The 19,377-nt window shown below is 48.6% G+C and carries 21 protein-coding genes, 1 tRNA gene and 1 pseudogene; 3 read left to right on the top strand and 20 right to left on the bottom strand.

Features of this window, described 5'->3' with window-relative positions; translation table 11 throughout:
- Window positions 1–3 precede the first annotated feature (3 nt).
- The 5 genes from rbsD to KNQ18_RS02025 all read right to left on the bottom strand — a co-directional run bounded on the left by rbsD (window position 4) and on the right by KNQ18_RS02025 (window position 3,386).
- Window positions 4–393, bottom strand: a complete 390-nt coding sequence (gene rbsD, locus KNQ18_RS02045) for a D-ribose pyranase (protein WP_215083703.1) — start codon at window positions 391–393, stop codon at window positions 4–6.
- Window positions 390–1,268 (bottom strand): ribokinase, encoded by an 879-nt coding sequence (gene rbsK, locus KNQ18_RS02040; RefSeq protein WP_215083701.1) that lies wholly within the window; start codon window positions 1,266–1,268, stop codon window positions 390–392. The genes rbsD and rbsK overlap by 4 nt, the downstream gene beginning before the upstream one ends.
- Window positions 1,265–2,245 (bottom strand): LacI family DNA-binding transcriptional regulator, encoded by a 981-nt coding sequence (locus KNQ18_RS02035; protein ID WP_064299430.1) that lies wholly within the window; start codon window positions 2,243–2,245, stop codon window positions 1,265–1,267. Before KNQ18_RS02035 ends, rbsK begins: the two co-directional genes overlap by 4 nt.
- Window positions 2,246–2,443: 198 nt before the next feature.
- The gene (locus KNQ18_RS02030; RefSeq protein ID WP_215083699.1) at window positions 2,444–2,683 is read right to left on the bottom strand and encodes a hypothetical protein; all 240 of its coding nucleotides are present in this window, start codon (window positions 2,681–2,683) and stop codon (window positions 2,444–2,446) included.
- A 358-nt stretch (window positions 2,684–3,041) separates the two neighbouring features.
- Window positions 3,042–3,386, bottom strand: a complete 345-nt coding sequence (locus KNQ18_RS02025) for a hypothetical protein (protein ID WP_215083697.1) — start codon at window positions 3,384–3,386, stop codon at window positions 3,042–3,044.
- Window positions 3,387–3,521: 135 nt separating this feature from the next.
- On the opposite strand from KNQ18_RS02025, the gene KNQ18_RS02020 reads away from it, so the two are divergent.
- Window positions 3,522–3,842: a hypothetical protein gene (locus KNQ18_RS02020; protein WP_023469210.1), complete on the top strand. Its 321-nt coding sequence runs from the start codon at window positions 3,522–3,524 to the stop codon at window positions 3,840–3,842.
- 138 nt (window positions 3,843–3,980) lie between these two features.
- On the opposite strand, the gene KNQ18_RS02015 is transcribed toward KNQ18_RS02020, so the two are convergent.
- From KNQ18_RS02015 to KNQ18_RS01970, 10 genes are all read right to left on the bottom strand, one after another.
- Window positions 3,981–4,229, bottom strand: a complete 249-nt coding sequence (locus KNQ18_RS02015) for a hypothetical protein (protein ID WP_230088506.1) — start codon at window positions 4,227–4,229, stop codon at window positions 3,981–3,983.
- A gap of 12 nt (window positions 4,230–4,241) precedes the next feature.
- A complete protein-coding gene (locus KNQ18_RS02010; RefSeq protein ID WP_215083695.1) occupies window positions 4,242–5,153 on the bottom strand; it encodes an acyl-ACP desaturase in 912 nt (303 codons plus the stop codon).
- Between the two features lie 269 nt (window positions 5,154–5,422).
- Window positions 5,423–6,715, bottom strand: a complete 1,293-nt coding sequence (eno, locus tag KNQ18_RS02005; protein WP_023469213.1) for a phosphopyruvate hydratase — start codon at window positions 6,713–6,715, stop codon at window positions 5,423–5,425.
- Window positions 6,716–6,774: 59 nt separating this feature from the next.
- A complete protein-coding gene (gene gpmI / locus KNQ18_RS02000; protein ID WP_029342477.1) occupies window positions 6,775–8,322 on the bottom strand; it encodes a 2,3-bisphosphoglycerate-independent phosphoglycerate mutase in 1,548 nt (515 codons plus the stop codon).
- Window positions 8,323–9,075, bottom strand: coding sequence for a triose-phosphate isomerase (gene tpiA, locus KNQ18_RS01995; protein ID WP_023469215.1), 753 nt, complete (start codon window positions 9,073–9,075; stop codon window positions 8,323–8,325).
- A 27-nt stretch (window positions 9,076–9,102) separates the two neighbouring features.
- Window positions 9,103–10,287, bottom strand: coding sequence for a phosphoglycerate kinase (locus KNQ18_RS01990; protein ID WP_050678694.1), 1,185 nt, complete (start codon window positions 10,285–10,287; stop codon window positions 9,103–9,105).
- A gap of 121 nt (window positions 10,288–10,408) precedes the next feature.
- Entirely contained in the window at window positions 10,409–11,416 is a 1,008-nt protein-coding gene (gene gap / locus KNQ18_RS01985; RefSeq protein ID WP_035409970.1) for a type I glyceraldehyde-3-phosphate dehydrogenase, read from the bottom strand.
- 53 nt (window positions 11,417–11,469) lie between these two features.
- Window positions 11,470–12,498, bottom strand: a complete 1,029-nt coding sequence (locus KNQ18_RS01980; protein WP_023469218.1) for a sugar-binding transcriptional regulator — start codon at window positions 12,496–12,498, stop codon at window positions 11,470–11,472.
- A 115-nt stretch (window positions 12,499–12,613) separates the two neighbouring features.
- On the bottom strand, window positions 12,614–12,874 hold the full coding sequence (locus KNQ18_RS01975; protein WP_050678696.1) for a glutaredoxin family protein: 261 nt from the start codon (window positions 12,872–12,874) through the stop codon (window positions 12,614–12,616).
- Window positions 12,865–14,007 (bottom strand): RNA polymerase factor sigma-54, encoded by a 1,143-nt coding sequence (locus KNQ18_RS01970; RefSeq protein WP_215083692.1) that lies wholly within the window; start codon window positions 14,005–14,007, stop codon window positions 12,865–12,867. The genes KNQ18_RS01975 and KNQ18_RS01970 overlap by 10 nt, the downstream gene beginning before the upstream one ends.
- Before the next feature lie 154 nt (window positions 14,008–14,161).
- On the opposite strand from KNQ18_RS01970, the gene KNQ18_RS01965 reads away from it, so the two are divergent.
- A tRNA-Arg gene (locus KNQ18_RS01965) sits at window positions 14,162–14,237 on the top strand.
- A 182-nt stretch (window positions 14,238–14,419) separates the two neighbouring features.
- Window positions 14,420–15,004 (top strand): annotated as a pseudogene (gene clpP, locus KNQ18_RS01960) (ATP-dependent Clp endopeptidase proteolytic subunit ClpP); the annotation flags it as partial.
- Window positions 15,005–15,123: 119 nt separating this feature from the next.
- Here clpP and KNQ18_RS01955 read toward each other — a convergent pair.
- The 5 genes from KNQ18_RS01955 to trxB all read right to left on the bottom strand — a co-directional run bounded on the left by KNQ18_RS01955 (window position 15,124) and on the right by trxB (window position 19,337).
- The gene (locus KNQ18_RS01955; RefSeq protein WP_023469221.1) at window positions 15,124–15,360 is read right to left on the bottom strand and encodes a hypothetical protein; all 237 of its coding nucleotides are present in this window, start codon (window positions 15,358–15,360) and stop codon (window positions 15,124–15,126) included.
- 82 nt (window positions 15,361–15,442) lie between these two features.
- Window positions 15,443–16,399, bottom strand: a complete 957-nt coding sequence (gene whiA / locus KNQ18_RS01950; RefSeq protein WP_023469222.1) for a DNA-binding protein WhiA — start codon at window positions 16,397–16,399, stop codon at window positions 15,443–15,445.
- A complete protein-coding gene (locus tag KNQ18_RS01945; protein WP_035409984.1) occupies window positions 16,396–17,394 on the bottom strand; it encodes a gluconeogenesis factor YvcK family protein in 999 nt (332 codons plus the stop codon). The genes whiA and KNQ18_RS01945 overlap by 4 nt, the downstream gene beginning before the upstream one ends.
- Entirely contained in the window at window positions 17,394–18,263 is an 870-nt protein-coding gene (rapZ, locus tag KNQ18_RS01940) for an RNase adapter RapZ (protein ID WP_050678698.1), read from the bottom strand. Before rapZ ends, KNQ18_RS01945 begins: the two co-directional genes overlap by 1 nt.
- A gap of 111 nt (window positions 18,264–18,374) precedes the next feature.
- On the bottom strand, window positions 18,375–19,337 hold the full coding sequence (gene trxB, locus KNQ18_RS01935) for a thioredoxin-disulfide reductase (RefSeq protein WP_023469225.1): 963 nt from the start codon (window positions 19,335–19,337) through the stop codon (window positions 18,375–18,377).
- Between the last annotated feature and the right edge of the window lie 40 nt (window positions 19,338–19,377).

Here is a 19,377-nt window from a genome sequence, read left to right as displayed (position 1 = left end):
CCCTTAAAAGATTACGCCGGAATGGAAGATGACATTTGCGTACGGTGTCGCTTCCCCAGTCCGGATGATGACCTTCGCCTGCTGTGTCTGCTTCTTGAATTCCTCATGCGAGACGAACGTCGTCTCGATCTGCATGGCTTCGAGTTGCTTGAGAACGTCCGGATTCGCTTCTTTGATTTCCGTTGCCAGAGTCAACTGTTCGATTGCCATGTCACTGGCGACGACACGGACGACGTCGAGGAATGATGGTGTGCCGAGCTCCAGTGCTAAATCAATCCGCGCGACCCCATCTGGAATCGGTAAGCCGCAATCGGCGATGACGATCGTATCGGTATGACCGAGATCGGTCAGAACTTTGCTGATATGACTGTTTAAGATACCGTGTTTCTTCATGCGTCTCCCTCCATCTGCTCCCGTGTCGGCATGCCGCCTTGAGCGCCGAGCGCGCGGATGGATAAGCCGGCTGCCCGGTTCGCGAAACGAATCGCCTCGACGAGCGGTTGTCCTTCCGTTAACGCGACGGCTAAGGCGCCGTTGAACGTATCCCCTGCTCCTGTCGTATCGACGACGGTCGTCTCGATCGCGGGAATCGTCACGATCGCCTCTCCGTCGTAGAAGCGTGCCCCGCGACTGCCTTCGGTCACGATCAGTTTATTCGGGTATTCCATGAGCCAATGTTCGATCGGCTGGTCTTGTCCGAAGATCAAGCCACATTCATGTTCGTTTGGCGTTAAGTACGTCACGTGTTCAATCAATTCTGGACTGAGTGACATCGCCGGTGCTGGATTCAAGACGACTGGAATACCGGCTGCATGTGCTTCGCGAGCAACGGTCTCAACCGTTTCGATCGGAATCTCAAGCTGGAGTAAGATGATTTCACTGTCTGCGAGAATCGGTGCGAGTGTGTCATCTGCAAATTGCACATGTTGATTGGCAGACTGAACAACGACGATCGAGTTGTCGCCTTCAGCAAGCGTGATATGTGCCGTTCCCGTCCGTTCGTCTTCAATCGTTTGCAAGTGCGTCGTCTGCACCCCTTGCGTCTTAAAGTTTTCGCGGATGGCTTCACCGTTCGCATCACTGCCGACGCAACCGATCATTTCAACGGTACTGCCGAGACGCGCGACTGCCACCGCTTGGTTCGCCCCTTTTCCACCCGGTACGGTATGAAAGGCATCCCCGATGACCGTTTCGCCTGCGCCTGGACGGCGTTTACTTTCGACGACGAGATCCATCGAGATACTGCCGATGACACTGATTTGTTTCATGCTTCCTCATCCTTCCGTTTCGTCGTTTCCCGTTCGATGATCTCAACCGTCAACTCATGATGAACGGCGGCAATCGGTGTGCCTTCAATCCGTTGAATCAAGAGTTTCGCGGCCAGCTCTCCCATTTGATAGATCGGCTGCGCAATCGTCGTCAACGGTGGTGAAATCATTTGACCGAGTTCGATACCGTCATAGCCAATCACTTGTAGTTCGTCCGGAATCGTGATCCCGCGCTCTGCAGCGACTTGCACCGTTGCTGCGGCAATGACATCACTCGCAGCAAAGATCCCGTTGCAATGATAGTGATCAAAGAGATAGTTCGCTGCGTCAAGCGCCCCTTGAAAGTGGAACGGTGACTCGATGCTTGCAACGAGATGGGTTCCGGCGATCTCTTCGAAACCGTCCCGTCGTTTTTTGATCGTCGGGAGTTTCGATGGACCACTGATGACGGCTAATTCAGTTGCACCAGCTTCCAGTAGAAGCGAAGCCGCCTTCTTCCCGCCCTCGTATCCGTTTGACGTCACCGTCGGAATCGCACCTTGTAACACACGGTCTAACGCTACGACCGGCACTTCGAGTTCTTCATAGTTTGGATTATTCGAGTAGTTCGTCGTGATGATCAATCCGTCGACATGCATCGCCTCGAGTGACTTGATATATTCGCGTTCTTTCTGAAACTGTTCGTCTGTGTTACACAAAATGACCTGAAAACCATGTTGATGTGCCATATCTTCCACAGCCCTTGCGAGTTGTGGGAAGAACGGGTTCGTGATGTCTGGAACGATCAAACCGATCAGTCCGGACCGTTTTTGGAACAACGATCGCGCGACCCGATTCGGTCGATAATCCAATTGTTTGATTGCCTGAAGCACCGCCTTACGCGATTTCTCACTGACATAACCCTTTTCATTCATGACGCGTGAGACCGTCGCGACGGAGACATGTGCCGCTTTCGCTACTTCCCGGATGGTCGACATGTTTCGCCACCTCTTTCTTTTGATAACGCTTACAAGAATCATCATATTGTGTAACCGGTTACACATCAATCTTTTTTATCTAAAATATATTTTATTTTTTTCGAGTTCTTGGATTGAACCATAAAAAAGAAGCCTGACGCGGCATCAGACTTACGATAATTCCGTATAATCATGCACTTGAACACTATGAATCATGTCTTAAATAAAGACAATCAGTGAAAGACCAATCAAAATATTAATGAATCCTAACCCATCCGTCGCTTTCGTGTACAACGACGGTTTATCTTTTTTGACGCTGTCGTTTAGAAACATCAATGTCACGGCAATAACGGTCGTGATGCCGAGCGGCGCATTCAAAAAACTATCGGAATACGTAAATAAGTTGTTCGTAATGTAGAGACTATTTAAGACAGATAAACCAAACAACATTTTATGCATGAAACTCACTCCTATAATCAACGGGATCTTACGAAATTAACTAAGATCTAATTTCGCTCTCCCTCTATTATAGAATATTCTTCCAGTTACTCTTCCTTACACTATTGAAAGAAAGTATTTGGAGGTATACGCAAATACACCGCAAGACAGCGTCACGCCATCTTACGGTGTATTTCTTGTCCTCTCAGTAGCACGTTAGATTGTTGATTTTCGGAAAAGACGGAGACTCCTGCGGGAAGAGCGGAATAGGCAAGACCCCGCAGGAGCACACGCGACGAGGAGGCTTGCCTTCCGCCCGCGGAAAGCGACGTCTTGGACGGAAAATCAACGAACAATCGGAGTCTAGCTGACAAGTCTTTCATCTTTTTGCTTTCCCGGCTCTTTTTCGCTCCATGAACAAACGCCGAATCAAAGCAACAACGAATGCAACGATTGCCAGCGGCTCAAACAAATAAATCAATAGGAACGTGACATCGATGACGGCATCCTCCGGATTATAACGGATGATATAGAGCGCACCGGGTAAGATGGCAATCAGTCCACCAATTCCGAGTGCCGTTCCCAAAATCAAACTCTGACGTGAAAATCGGCTCGTGATTTGATACAAACCGATGAATAGTATGAGTTCCGTAAAATAGATGAGGCGCAACGGGATGTCACCAATCGACGTATCAAGCCCTAAAAACAAAAACCGAAATAGCATGTCGATTCCCCCTTCCCTCTAGTTCTACCCCGAACAGCGTCCTCGTAATGCTTGATTTCCAGTTTCCCTGCATATCCTCGCTTCAATTAGGGAATAGCTAGAGAGTTATAGTCACATACAGAGAGTTGGGATCGGATGAAAGAAGAACACTCGATGAGGGTCGTCAGTTGTCTGAATGATTATTTCGAACGTCATCAGCAGCCCCTTCAGGTCGATCTCTTACGAGGTCTACCACCGATCGTGCTATTGTTGCGCGATGACGCGAAACGTGCCTTTCCGAAGGAAGCGAACTTGCACGATGAACTGTTACAAGACATCAAACGTTTGATTCAGGAATGTTTGGATCCCGATACACTGCGCGAATTGGGAATCGATGTCGATCTCCCGGACTTTTTCGTGACCCGTGCACCGCTTCATTCTGCCCATCATTATCTCGTTACATTCATCGAAGACTGACTTCATGTTAAAAGCAGCTATTTCTTCTTTCACAAAACATGTGAAGCAAGAGATAACTGCTTTTTTTAGGGATAATAAAAAACCGATAGCGCCAAAGCACTACCGGTCATACTTCCCTTCACGTATGGTAAAGACGACTTAATTCTCAACCTCAAGAATCGCTTCGATTTCAGCTTCTACTTCTTTGTTGACCATTTGCGAACGTTTTTTACGTAATTCGAGATCCATCTCCTGATCGATGAACTGATTCGTATGCTTATCGAAGCAATCAAAACAGATCGGATAGAAATCTTTTGCTTCTTTGTTCAATGAGTTGAATTCCCACGTGTCGAGTTCCAAGTAACTGACTTGGTTGTTCGTTTCAGTTCCACAGATTTCACACTTCATCTTCATTCCCCCTTACGCGTCAAGCTTCGCTTTTTCGAGTTGGCGTTCCTGACGTTCCTTGATACGCTTCAAACGTCCATGATACTTCATGATGTTCGCTTGAGATTGTTTCGCTTCGTCAGTTGTCGGTTCTAAATCAGCGATGCCCCAGAATTTGACGACGACGTCTAATACTTGGTCGAAGTATTGGAGTGGTCCATAGTTCGTATCAACAGCAATCGTCTTCATGCGTTCCGTGAAGTCAGGCATGACAGCACCTGGCATCGAGAAGTTGATGATGACGTCTTCGAAGAAGACGATGAAGTTCGGGTCAAGCTCTAGGTGTGCTTTGACCGTGTCACGATAGAACGCATAATGCAGTGCTTCGTCCTTCGCTAGACGACGGAGTAGCGTTGCTAAGTCTTTGTCGTGTGCCCCTGCGATTTTTGCGACGTTGTTATAGAAGACGAGTGTCGCTAACTCTTGCAGTGACGTATACGCCATCGTTGCTAGCGGGTTCGTGAAATCCGGGAACCAGCCGTTCTCAACGACACGTCTTCTTAACTGATGGAGTCGCGTTGGATTGACGTTTCGCGTGACGAGTAAATATGTCTCGAGTAAGTTCGAGTGCTGGTCTTCTTCTGCTGTCCATGTCCGGACGAAGTCATTGATGACTTCCATCGAGTTCTTGAATGTATAGTCTAAGTGCGACGTGTACCACGGTAGGTTGACTTCTGTCAGTAATGCCGTCTCGATCGCGACGATGACGCCTTCTGGAAGCGTGACTTGGCTTTCGTCCCAAGGAACGCGTTTGAACGACATCGCCTTATCCCACGGAATGAACTCGTGGTAGCTCCAGTCAATATTAGCTGAACGCTCCTTGTGTAGTCGATATAACTCTTGAATGCGTGGTTCTAAACGGATATCTAAATCTGAATTTAGCATGATCGTATCTCCTTTAGACGTATTTGTCATCTTCATCGAGCAAGATGTAATTAATGCCTATAACTATTTAATTTGCACTTATTTATGAGTATAACATTTTAGTCATCTACTAAGATGAATCAATTTTTTGACAGTTCAGTATAGTTTTGATGACAAAAGCGACTTTTTGGTTTGACATTGCTTGATATGCAAAAAACCTCCTATCCGTGTGTACGTATCACACGAATAGGAGGTTTTCCTTATAGCTTATTCAAACGATCAACCTGAAATTACTTCTTGAGGTTGTAGAATGATTTGATTCCGTCGTAGACAGCAACGTCTGAAAGCATGTCTTCGATGCGGAGAAGTTGGTTGTATTTCGCGATGCGGTCTGTACGTGAAAGTGAACCAGTTTTGATTTGACCAGCGTTTGTCGCAACAGCGATGTCAGCGATCGTTGAATCTTCAGTTTCACCAGAACGGTGAGAAACGACAGCTGTGTAACCAGCTTTTTTAGCCATTTCGATTGCGTCGAATGTTTCAGTCAACGTACCGATTTGGTTAACTTTGATGAGGATCGAGTTAGCGATACCTTTTTCGATACCTTCAGCAAGTTTCTCAGTGTTTGTTACGAACAAGTCATCCCCAACGAGTTGGACTTTGTGTCCGATACGATCTGTAAGAAGTTTATGACCATCCCAGTCGTTTTCGTCACAGCCATCTTCGATTGAGATGATTGGGTATTTGTCAACGAGTTGTGCGTAGAATTCAACAAGCTCTTCTGTTGAAAGGACTTTGCCTTCGCCAGCGAGGTTGTATGTTCCAGCTGCTTTATCGTAGAACTCAGAAGAAGCGACGTCCATTGCAAGGTAAACATCTTCGCCTGCTTTGTAGCCAGCTTTTTCGATTGCTTCAAGGATAACTGTGATTGCTTCTTCGTTTGATTTCAAGTTTGGAGCGAATCCACCCTCGTCACCAACTGCTGTGTTAAGACCCATTCCGCTAAGAACTGATTTCAACGCGTGGAAGATTTCAGCACCCATACGAAGTGCTTCTTTGAATGTTGGAGCACCGACAGGCATGATCATGAACTCTTGGAAGTCCACGTTGTTGTCTGCGTGTGATCCACCGTTGATGATGTTCATCATTGGTGTTGGTAATGTTTTCGCGTTGAATCCACCGAGGTATGTGTAAAGTGGAAGACCAAGCTCATCAGCAGCAGCACGTGCAGCAGCCATAGAAACACCAAGGATTGCGTTAGCGCCGAAGTTACCTTTGTTTTTCGTACCGTCGAGATCGATCATCTTTTTGTCGATTCCAGCTTGGTCGAAGACATCGTAACCGATGATTTCTGGTGCGATTTTTTCGTTGACGTTGTCAACAGCTTTCAAAACACCTTTTCCGAGGTAACGTGCTTTGTCGCCATCACGGAGTTCGACTGCTTCGTGCTCACCAGTTGATGCACCTGATGGTACGAGTGCGCGACCGAAACCGCCATCTTCTGTATAAACTTCTACTTCTACTGTTGGGTTACCGCGTGAATCAAGAATCTCGCGTGCGTAAATCTCTGTAATCATTGACATTTAAATTCGCTCCTTTTGTGTGTAAAAAATATGTGCTGTAGTTCTTTCGATCGACGGGATTATTTCTTCAATACGATCGATTTACCAGTCATCTCTGCTGGTTGGTCCGCTCCGAGGAGATCAAGGACCGTTGGTGCGAGGTCAGCGAGTGCACCTGTGAGTGGTTCAAGGAGTTCAACGTCCTCGACCGTCACGATACATGGAACTGGTTCTGTCGTATGCGCCGTCATCTTACTGCCGTCCGCATTGAGGACTTTATCCGCGTTCCCGTGGTCAGCCGTGATGACTGCCGCGCCGCCTTTGCTGAGAATCAAGTCAACGACTTTCCCAAGACACTCATCGACTGCTTCGATCGCCTTTTTCGTCGGCTCGAGCATACCCGAGTGACCGACCATATCCGGGTTAGCGAAGTTGAGGATGATGGCGTCGTGTTTGTCCGAGTTGATTGCGTCGACGAGGGCATCTGTGACTTCATAGACGCTCATCTCCGGTTTCAAGTCGTATGTCGCGACTTTTGGTGAAGGGATCAAGATCCGATCTTCCCCTTCGTATGGTTCTTCACGTTGTCCGTTGAAGAAGAACGTGACGTGCGGATACTTTTCCGTTTCCGCGATGCGTAGCTGTTTGAGACCTTGTTTTGACAATGTCTCACCAAGCGTGTTCTTGATGTCTTCAGGCGGGAAGACGATGTCCGTATCAATCGCATCCGAGTACTTCGTCATCGAGACGAGTAGCAGGTTCTTCGGTGCGTTGTCCGGAAGTTCGAATCCGTCGAAGCCACCTTTTTCTTTGTAGACTTTCGAAAGCTGAATCGCACGGTCAGGACGATAGTTGAAGAACACGATCGCATCGTTATCGTGGATCGGTGCGACTGGCGTACCATCTTCCTGCACGACAACAGTTGGTTCGATGAACTCATCCGTTACGTCTTGTTTGTACGAAGCTTCAACCATGCCGATTGGATCCTTCGTCGTTGGACCTTCACCGAAAGTGATGACGTCATAGACTTTCTTGACGCGTTCCCAACGGTTATCGCGGTCCATCGCATAGTAGCGACCAGAGATACTCGCGAATTGTCCAACATTCAATTCATCCATCTTCGCTTGCGCGTCACGGAGGAAACCAGCGCCCGATTGTGGGTCGCAGTCACGACCGTCCGTGAAAGCATGGAGGTAGACTTTTTCGATTTCGTGAAGTTTCGCGAATTCGAGCACCGCATACAAGTGGTTGATGTGACTGTGGATCCCACCGTCAGAGACCAAACCGAAGATATGAAGCGCCGAACCGTATTTCTTCACGTGACCTGCCGCATCGTTCATCGCTTGACGCGAGAAGAACGAGCGATCCTTGACCGCGTTGTTGATTCGGGATAGCGATTGATAGACGACGCGACCTGCACCGATGTTGAGGTGACCCACTTCTGAGTTCCCCATTTGACCTTCAGGCAAACCGACGTATTCGCCTTTCGCATTCAACAACGTATGCGGGTATTGACCCCAGTAACGGTCGAAGTTCGGTTTATTTGCCGCCGTAACGGCATTTCCGAACTCCTCGTCACGCATACCAAAACCATCAAGGATGATTAGTGCGACTGGACGTTTTTTCATTTAAATCGCCTCCAACAGTTTGAGGAACGATCCTGTCTCAAGACTTGCACCGCCGACGAGCGCGCCGTCGATGTCTGGTTGAGCCATATATTCTTTGATGTTTTCCGGTTTGACGCTACCACCGTATTGAATGCGAACAGCTTCTGCTGCTTCAGCACCAAATTCAGCTGCAACGACGTCACGGACGAATTTACAAGAATCTTGTGCATCTTGTTCTGTCGCTGATTTACCTGTTCCGATTGCCCAGACAGGCTCGTAAGCGACGACGAGATTTTTCACTTGGTCGACAGTAAGACCTTTGAGGCTGTTTGCTGTCTGTTCGCGGATGACGTCTTCGAACTTGCCGCCTTCACGCTCTTCCAGTGTTTCACCTACACAAACGATTGGAACGAGACCGTGCTCGAACGCTTTTTTCGCTTTGCTGTTGATGAACGCATCTGTTTCGCCGAAGTACTCACGACGCTCAGAGTGACCGAGGATGACGTATGTCACGTCGAGTTCTTTGAGCATGAGCGGGCTGATTTCACCAGTGAAGGCACCACTCTCTTTGTCGTACATGTTTTGAGCACCGATCTTAAGATCCGTACCAGCTGCTGCTTCTGTCAAGTGTGCCAAGAATACTGCTGGCGCACAGACGGCTGCGTCGACTGTCGTCGAAGCAGGTACAGCTCCTTTGACTTCCTCAACGAATGCGACTGCATCCTTGAGCGTCAGATTCATCTTCCAGTTACCTGCGATAATTGGTTTACGCATTGAGAAACACTCCCTTGTGAACTTAGATTACTTGTCGTTTAGCGCTTCGACACCAGGAAGAGCTTTCCCTTCCATGAATTCGAGACTTGCTCCACCACCTGTAGAGATGTGGCTCATTTTGTCAGCAAGACCGAATTTCTCTGCCGCAGCAGCTGAGTCGCCACCGCCGATGATTGAGTACGCATCGCTGTCCGCAAGAGCTTGCGCGACACCTTTTGTACCGTTTGCGTATTTATCGAGTTCGAATACGCCCATCGGTCCGTTCCAGACGACGAGTTTCGAGTTCTTGATTGCCTCTGCATAGAGTTCAACCGTTTTTGGACCGATATCAAGTGACATGTGATCTGCTGGGATCTCTGTGATGTCACGTGGTCCGACATATGTTTCTTCTCCGAATTCCTTCGTGATGACACAGTCGACAGGCATGAGGAACTTAACGCCTTTTTCTTCTGCTTTTTTCATGAATTCCTTCGCTTGGTCGATTTTGTCGACCTCGAGAAGTGAAGTACCGACTTCGATACCACGAGCTGTGAGGAACGTGTACGATAAGCCGCCACCGATGATCAACGTATCGACGATGTCGAGTAAGTGATCGATGACACCGATTTTATCCGCAACTTTCGAACCACCGATGATTGCCGTGAACGGGCGATCTGGGTTAGAAAGAGCTTTACCGAGAACTTGAAGTTCTTTTTCGATGAGAAGACCGGCAACTGCTGTGTCGACATGGTGTGCGATACCTTCTGTCGATGCGTGTGCACGGTGTGCTGCGCCGAACGCGTCGTTGACGAAGACGTCAGCGAGTTTCGCGAATCCTTTAGCGAGCTCTTCGTCATTTTTCGTTTCACCAGGGTAGAAGCGAACATTCTCTAAGACGACGACATCGCCGTTTTCGAGTTTGCTGACTGCTTCTTCTGCAACTGGACCGTATGCTTCTTCAACGAGCTTGATGTCTTTACCAAGCAATTCGCTAAGGCGTGCTACGACTGGTGCAAGTGAGAACTCAGGGTTCTTTTCGCCTTTTGGACGACCCATGTGGCTAGCGAGAATGACTTTTGCTCCGCCATCGATCAAGTGTTTGATCGTTGGGAGTGCAGCACGGATCCGTGTGTCATCCGTGATTTTACCGTCTTCCAACGGTACGTTGAAATCCACGCGTGTAAATACGCGTTTTCCTTGTACATCGATGTCGCGAATCGATTTCTTATTCATACATTCGTCCTCCGTCTCTTACGTATAGTGAGGGGCGAATGCCCCTCCCGCTTTTTTCCGCAATAAGAGCGGAGACTGATATCGTTTCCGCTCTTATTCAATTGCTATTTAATTGCTCGAATTACTTAGCGATTTCTGCGAAGTGTTTGAGTGTACGAACGAGTTGGCTAGTGTAAGACATTTCGTTGTCATACCAAGCAACTGTTTTAACGAGTTGTTTGTCGCCGACTGTCATGACTTTAGTTTGTGTTGCATCGAAGAGTGATCCGTAAGAGATACCAACGATGTCAGAAGAAACGATTTCGTCTTCAGTGTAACCGTAAGACTCGTTAGCAGCTGCTTTCATTGCTGCGTTGATTTCTTCTACAGAAACTTTTTTGTCGAGTACAGTTACGAGCTCAGTGAGTGAACCTGTAGCGACTGGTACACGTTGTGCAGATCCATCAAGTTTACCTTGAAGTTCTGGAAGAACGAGACCGATTGCTTTTGCAGCACCAGTTGAGTTTGGAACGATGTTAGCTGCTGCCGCACGTGCACGACGGAAGTCACCTTTAGGGTGTGGAGCGTCGAGTGTGTTTTGGTCACCAGTGTAAGCGTGGATCGTAGTCATGAGACCTTCAACGATTCCGAACTGATCTTGGAGAACTTTAGCCATTGGCGCGAGACAGTTTGTAGTACAAGAAGCACCAGAGATAACTGTTTCAGTTCCGTCAAGGATTTCGTGGTTCGTGTTGAAGACGACTGTTTTCATGTCGCCAGTTGCAGGTGCAGAGATAACGACTTTTTTAGCGCCAGCTTTCAAGTGAAGCTCAGCTTTTTCTTTGTCTGTGAAGAAACCAGTACATTCGAGAACGATGTCAACACCGAGCTCGCCCCATGGGAGTTCTTCTGGGTTGCGGTTAGCAAGTGTTTTGATTTCTTTACCGTTGACGAGGAAGTAACCGTCGTGTACTTCAACTTCGCCGTCGAAACGACCTTGAGTCGTATCATATTTGAGAAGGTGTGCAAGCATTTTAGTGTCTGTAAGGTCGTTGATCGCGACTACTTCGATTCCATCGAATTGAAGAATTTGACGAAGTGCCAAACGTCCGATACGTCCAAATCCGTTAATACCAACTTTTACTGCCATGATAATTTTCCTCCTTTTAATGTAAAGCGAGTTATCTATTATTCAAAAGGGGGTTACCCTTTCAAAATCGAAGCTGCTGCGCCTTCATCCGTAATCAGGATGATGTCTGGCGACTGTTTGACATAGGCGTTGATCGCTTCTGCCTTCGAATGACCACCTGCGACGACGATGACGTGTTCGACTTGCTTCAAGTCAGCCAGTTGAAGACCAACCGTCTTGACCCGGTGCACGATGTTCCCGTCTCGGTCGAAGTAATATCCGAATGCTTCCGCTACTGCCTGTTCATGTTCCAGTCGGGTCAGGAGATCCTCAGACGCGCGACGACGTTTTGCCATCGTTTTCGCCTCACCAATTCCATGTACCACGATTGAAGCACCTTTAATCATTTGAAGCACATTTTTTATGCTCGGCTCTTCGATCATCTTGACGAAAGTCTCTGTGCTGACCATGTCTGGGATGTGAAGCAGATGATAATCACTTTGAGCGCGTGACGCCATCCGTGAGCATACTGTGTTCGCTTGTAATTCGAGCGTTTCTCCCAGTCCTCCGCGTGCCGGAACGAACGTCATCGGACGGTGTTCCTTGTCTGGCGACATCATCGCCGCGACGGAAGCCATCGTCGTACCGCCTGTGACAGCGATCGTATTGTGATGGTCTGAAGAAAGCTCTCGTTTGAGTCGTGCGACGGTCGCCCGCCCCATGTCTCGTTGTACCCAGAAGGTCTCATCGGAATCACCCGGTACGATGACGACGTCCCGTACTCCGAGTCTCTCTTTCAAGGCTTTCGCCATGTCTGAGATCCCTGCGAGTTCTCCCATGATGCTGTGCATGCTGCGAAGAACGTTTCGTCCTTCATCCGTCAAGGACATCCCTTGCGTCGCGACCTCTAAGAGGTCTTGTTGCTTCAAGAAGTCGACTTCCCGCCGTAAGACGCGTTCCGTCAAGCCAAGGCTTGTCGCAAGCGTGCGCCGTCCGATCGGTTGCATCAGTCGAACATAATGAAGGATGTCGTAGCGTGTCTGCATTTCTTCGATCAGATCAGGCACGATTCGTTTTTGGATCTGGACTAACTGCCGAATCATGTATTTCCCTCTCCTCTCAAGTAGCTGGACGCTTTCTGTCCCGCATGTCATAACGTGTCCCACTTGGTACACCGTTATCATAACAGTCCGTTTCTCGCCTTGCAAGTCTCGTTTCTCAAGTTTTTTGAAGTAAGCGGTTTCTTATCATTTCCGTCTCGAATTTGCCATAACTCCAAATTTCGCCGTCATGCATGACGACCGGAATTTCATATAAGAACCGTAGACTGAGCGCTTCATCCTGATCGATGTTGACTTCCTCGAACGTCCATTCCGGAAACTCATCGAGTACGAAGTCGAGTAAGATGGCGGCCTCTTCACATAGCGTACATCCCGGACGTGAATAGAGTGTTAAGTGTCTGTGTCGTTTTAATCCCATTCTGATTGCGCCTTCCTTTGCTGCATCGTTTTTTTCGTTAAACCAAGCGCTGCCCGATATTTTGCAACCGTCCGTCGCGCGACTGTCAGACCGTCTGCTTGCAGGCGATCCGTCAATTGCTGATCACTTAACGGACGATCGCTGTGTTGAATGTATTCGGCGATCCGCCGTTTAATCAAAAAACTCGAATCTCCGGTTGTCGTCCGTGAGACGAACAAGTCTTCTAGGGCAACGAGACCATGGACCGTCTCGACATACTTCTCAGCAATCGCTCGACCAATCGTTGACGGATGATGTCCCGTCGCCTCAGCGACTTGTTTTTTCGTCAATGGCTCAAGATGCAGCTCTCCCTTGAACCAGCGTTCTTGTCGCTCAAGCAAGACCGAGAGGATGGCATGCATCGTGACACGGCGTCGTTCGTACGCGCGCAAAAAAGGCGTTGCCTCTTTTAATCCGAGCCACGTCTGATCCGTGTCGAGTGTCATCCAGTCGATTTGAAGTTTTCCATCTAACAGGTGAATCCGCGCTTCTGCCATGACCGATCGTTCTTCTTTAGGAAGATCCGGTGTCCGGCTCAGCCGCGTCAATCGTTTTCGCAACCGCGCTCGATCCTGTTCACTGAACTGAGCGAACACCTGACTCGCCGGTTCATGTCGTAGCCGATCCGTCAGTCCGATCAATTCCGCGTCGTCTAGCTCGATCGCCTGTAACCATTGGCACTCGCGTTCCGAGCGGGCAGCGATGCCGACTGGTTCACATTGTTGTAAGAGTGTCCGTGCTTCTGTAATCGTTGCGACATCGGTCGAGAAGGATGCAGCGAGCTGCTCGTCCGATGTCCGCAATAAACCGTCCGCTTCTAAATACACGATGAGTTGTTCCGCCATATATCCTATTTCCTGTCTGACTGATTCTAAACGTATTTGTGCAAGAAGCTCGTCTTCATAGGATGCCAAATGTCCTGCCATCTGCTCGACCTCTAGCGAAACCTGATTCGGGTAATGACGATGCAACCGTCGTTTCAACCGTCGCCATTCCTCCTCGAGCTCAGCTGCTGGTTGCTCAAGTACATGTAACTGATATTGTTGTGACGCCGATAATGTCATCTGTTGCGTCTGTTCCTGGCGTTGATCCATCGATTCCCCCTCCTCCACTTCTTATTATAGAAGAAACGTTTTAAAAAACATGCTCTGAACCTTTCTCGAACCGCTCAGGAAAAGAAAAGTCATCCTTCCCTATTGCTTTTCTGAAAAAATGTCGCTATACTATTAATTGTTCAGTACATCAGATGCACCCGTAGCTCAGGGGATAGAGCACTGGTTTCCGGTACCAGGTGTCGGGAGTTCGAATCTCTCCGGGTGTACCATTTATTCAACCACAAGGCAATGCCAGCAATGGCGTTGCCTTTTTTCTATATTGATATGTTTCATTTGCCCTTGTAATGGAAAAATACCTAAAAGTCGCATCGTATCTTTTGACCAATATTGACCAAAGGATTATGATAAGGATAAGTCGAATAGGAAGCTACATACCAACTATAAGGAGGCAAAGACTATGTTAATTCCAACAGTCATCGAACAAACAAACCGCGGGGAACGTGCTTACGATATCTACTCACGTTTGCTAAAAGACCGCATCATTCTTCTCGGGAGCGCGATTGACGACAACGTCGCCAACTCAGTCGTTGCCCAACTTCTGTTCTTAGCAGCAGAAGATCCAGATAAAGAAATCTCGCTTTACATCAACAGCCCAGGTGGTTCGATCACTGCCGGTATGGCGATTTACGATACAATGAACTTCATCAAGCCACAAGTCTCAACGATTTGTATCGGTATGGCAGCATCGATGGGTGCGTTCTTGCTCCAAGCAGGCGCAAAAGGAAAACGTTTCGCGTTACCAAACGCTGAAATCATGATCCACCAACCGCTCGGTGGTACACAAGGTCAAGCATCGGATATCAAAATCCATGCGGAGCGTATCATCAAAATGCGTGAGCACCTCAACAAAATCATGGCTGAAAACACAGGACAACCACTTGAAGTCATCGAACGCGATACAGAGCGTGACAACTTCATGTCAGCACAAGCTGCTGCTGATTACGGTCTCATCGACCGCGTCATGGAACGTGCATAAGTCATCCAGAGTGTCTCCTTCGGGAGACACTTTTTTTGTATCCATAGAAAAGCGAAGCCTCGTCGGTTATCGTTACATACAAAAAACCTCCCGTTCCTTATAGAACGAGAGGGCGATGATCAGTCGATCAAGTCTGTGATGTCTGAAACGATATCGTGGTTTTCACGAATCAGCGAGTAGATCGCGTTCGCATGTGGCGAAAGCTCTTCTTCTGCTTGTAATTGTTTCAGGAATAAAGATGTTGCGAACGCAACGAGTGTGCTTTTCGGTACACCGATTGATTTCGCTTTTTTTGTTAACACTTCATCAAACTTCGCATCGACTGTCAGCGAAATACGTTTCTTTTCGTTAGCCATTTCAAAAACTCCTTAATTCGAACATTTAGTTGCATCGACTATATATTATAGTAGACTATGGTTCATCCCGCAAGCGACCCTCTTATAAGGCCCCTGTCATCGACTCTCCATTTCGTACTTTTTCAGCGATTTGATCAATCTTCCGCAACCGGTGATTGATCCCTGATTTTGAGATGGAGCCGCTTTCGACCATCTCGCCGAGCTCTTGTAACGTGACGTCTTGATGTGTCACGCGCAAGATCGCGATCTCCTTCAGCTTATCCGGTAAGACGTCAAGACCGACCGTCCGCTCAAGGAACTTGATGTTCTCGACTTGGCGTAATGCCGCACCGACCGTCTTGTTGAGGTTCGCTGTCTCGCAGTTGACGAGACGGTTGACCGAGTTACGCATGTCTTTTAAGATCCGGACGTCCTCGAACCGCAGCATCGATTGTGTCGCATCGACGAGCTTGAGGAAATCAGAAATCTTCTCGCTCTCCTTGATGTAGAGGATGTGTCCCTTTTTCCGTTCAATCGCTTTCGCGTTCAAATCAAAGACGTTCGATAAACCACGGAGCGCTGCATTATGTTCTTCATATAAGCTGAAGATCTCCAAGTGATACGACGACGTCGCGGGATTGTTGAGCGAACCCCCGGCGAGGAACGCCCCTCGTAAATACGCCCGTGCTTTTCGTTCATCGTTGAGGATCGTATCACTGATTGAACGAATCATCGTGAACCCCTCTCCGAGGATTCCGAGGTCTTGCAAAATCTTATCCGCCTGTTGTTTGACGCGGACAATGTAGACGTTATTCTTTTTCAGACGCATTTTCTTCCGCACGAGCAGATCGAGATGGACTCCGTATGCTTTTTTCAAAAGCGAGTAGATCCGACGAGCAATCGACGCATTCTCGGTCGAGATATCGAGTGTCAGACCACGTCCGAGACCGAACGAGATCGCACCGTTCATCCGCGCGAGCGCTGCAAGTTCCGCCTTCATCTCGTGATCGGTGATCGGAATCTGCGTTAATTCTTTTTTGACTTCTGAGGCAAAGCTCATGTCAACTCCTCCTTTCCTTCGAGTTGACGCATCCGTCGAATCGACAACACCTTTCGCATGACGAGGCTTGCGACGGCATCTGAGTCATGACGGATGAAGTGATGATTGTAATCGACGATATCGTCTGCCAGCACTTCAACGCCTGCGAGCTCGAATTGTTTTTCATTATAGGTGACGATGTCAGCGTGATCCTTCTGGTATTTCTTCAGGTAACTCGCATCGATCGATTCATTATTAACGATGATCGTATCGACGACGCCTTGTCCGAGGAAGCGCTCGAGTGCTGCTAAATGTTCATTGGCAGTGAACGCCGTCGTCTCACCGGGTTGCGTCATGACGTTACAAATATAGACGACCGGAGCTAGCGATTGTTGGATCGCTTCCCGGATCTCATCGATCAGGACGTTCGGGATGATACTCGTATAGAGACTACCTGGACCAAGGACGATGACGTCGGCGTCAAGAATCGCCTGAATCGCTTCCGGTACCGGACGGACGTCTTGTTCCTCAAGGAAGATCCGTTCAATCTTCTTACCGACCTTCGGGATCAACGACTCGCCTTTGACGATCGTCCCGTCCTCGAACTCAGCACATAACGTGATCGTCCGTTCCGTCGCCGGATAGACTTTTCCTTCCGCGTTCAACAGTTGCCCCATGACGCCGATTGCTTCGACGAACGAACCGTTACAGAGCTGGGTTGCTGCCGTCAGCATCAGGTTGCCGAGCGAGTGCCCGTGTAATCCTTCCCCGGTCTCGAACCGGTACTGCATGATTCGGTCCATCAACGTCTCCGACTTCGATAAGGAAACGATGACGTTTCGGATATCGCCCGGCGGCAACATGTTGAATTCCGTCCGCAGACGACCAGAACTGCCCCCGTCATCAGCGACCGTGACGATGGCTGTGATGTCGAGCGGATAATGCTTGAGTCCACGAAGAAGCGTCGAGAGCCCCGTCCCGCCACCGACAGCGACGACTTTACGTTCCCATTTCATCACTTCTCCTCCTTCGCATGCACATAATCCCGGTGATTCGTCTCGATGTGATACTGCGTCGCAAATTCTTTACTGATCGCTTCCGCGAACGTAATCGAGCGGTGTTTCCCGCCTGTACAACCGAGGGCGATGACGAGTTGCGACTTCCCTTCCCGCTCGTATTGTGGAATCAGGAACTCGAGCAAATCGACAAGTTTTTTATAGAACAGCTTCGCTTCCGGCCACTGCATGACGTACGACGCGACTTCCTCGTCGAGTCCTGTTTTGGGACGCAGCTCTGGAATGTAGAACGGATTCGGTAAGAAGCGCAGGTCAAAGACGAGATCGGCATCAAGCGGTAAGCCATGTTTAAAGCCGAACGACATGACGTTGACCGTGAACGGAATCCGTGTGCCTTCCGTGAACTCCTTCAAGAGACGCTCTTTCAGTGCAAGCGGCTTGATGTCACTCGTATCAATCAGCATCTGTGCCTTATCACGGAATCCTTCGAGCAACGTCCGCTCCCGTTCGATCCCGATCAATGGGGAATCCGTCGGTGCGAGCGGGTGCGAACGACGCGATTCCTTATAACGACGTACGAGGACATCGTTTCGTGCATCAAGATACAGCATTCGGATTTGTAAGTCCGTTTTCTTTAAATCCTCATAGACGACAAAAAAGCTGTCGATGAAATCACGCGCGCGGGTATCGATGGCAACGGCGATTTTAGGACGCACTTGTCCGATGACTTCGATGAGATGCGGCAGTAACGTCGGGGGTAGATTGTCGACACAAAAATAGCCTAAGTCCTCAAAGCTGTTCATTGCGACAGTCTTCCCAGCCCCACTCATACCCGTGATGATGACAAGTTGCGGTTGATTCTGTTCCATCTTTTCGCCCTCCAGACAACAGTTCCGTGTGTATTTTTCACTTCTTTCTCAGTATATCATAAAAAAAGAGCCAGCTTCACTGAAGTGTCCTTCAATGAAACTGGTTCGATATTATGCGTGTGAGGATTCTTGTAATTCTTCAAGCAACGCTTCGATGAAATGCTGTGCATTTTGCGCTGCAATCGAACCATCGTTCGTTGCTGTAACGACTTGGCGCAATGTTTTTTCACGCACGTCACCAGCAGCAAAGATCCCTTTGATGTTCGTTTCCATCGCTTCGTTCGTCACGACGTAACCTTGGTCGTTCAAGATGCCGAGATCTTGGACGTAACCAGTGATCGGGTTCATCCCGATGTAGATGAAGACACCATCGATTGGATGCGTCGTTACGTCAGCTGTTTTTGTATTGATCAGCTCAATGCCGCCGACTTTCCCGTCTTGTTCGTTGATCTGTTTGACCGTATGGTTCCAGATGAAGTCGATTTTCGGGTTATCGAACGCACGTTTTTGAAGAATCTTTTGAGCGCGGAGCTCGTCACGACGGTGTACGATCGTGACTTTTTTCGCGAAGCGTGTCAAGTAGACGCCTTCTTCCACCGCAGAGTCGCCTCCACCGATGACGAAGAGTTCTTTTTCTTTAAAGAACGCGCCATCACAGACAGCACAGTACGAGACACCGCGACCGCCGAGCTCTTCTTCACCCGGTACGCCGATTTTTTTATATTGTGCACCAGACGCGATAATGATCGCCCGTGCGTAGTAATCTTTGTTGTGTGCATGAATCGTTTTGTATGCTTTACCGTCTTCGATGCTTCGAACGTCTCCGTACGCATATTCTGCGCCGAATGCTTTCGAGTGGTCGAACATTTTTTGCGAGAGATCTGGTCCGAGGATGCTATCGTATCCTGGGTAGTTCTCGATATCTTCTGTGTTCGCCATCTGACCGCCCGGAATCCCGCGTTCGATCATCAATGTCGAAAGGTTCGCACGTGATGCATAAAGTGCGGCTGTCATCCCAGCAGGTCCTGCCCCGATGATGATGACGTCATAAATTTTTTGTTCTGTTTCCGCCATGATTCCACCCCATTTATCGTAATCGTTGTAATTTGAGTAT

The organism is Exiguobacterium sp. s78, from assembly GCF_018618985.1.
GTDB lineage: Bacteria > Bacillota > Bacilli > Exiguobacteriales > Exiguobacteriaceae > Exiguobacterium_A > Exiguobacterium_A abrahamii.
Note: the sequence above shows the minus strand (reverse complement) of the source record. Positions and strands in the feature narration are given on the sequence as shown.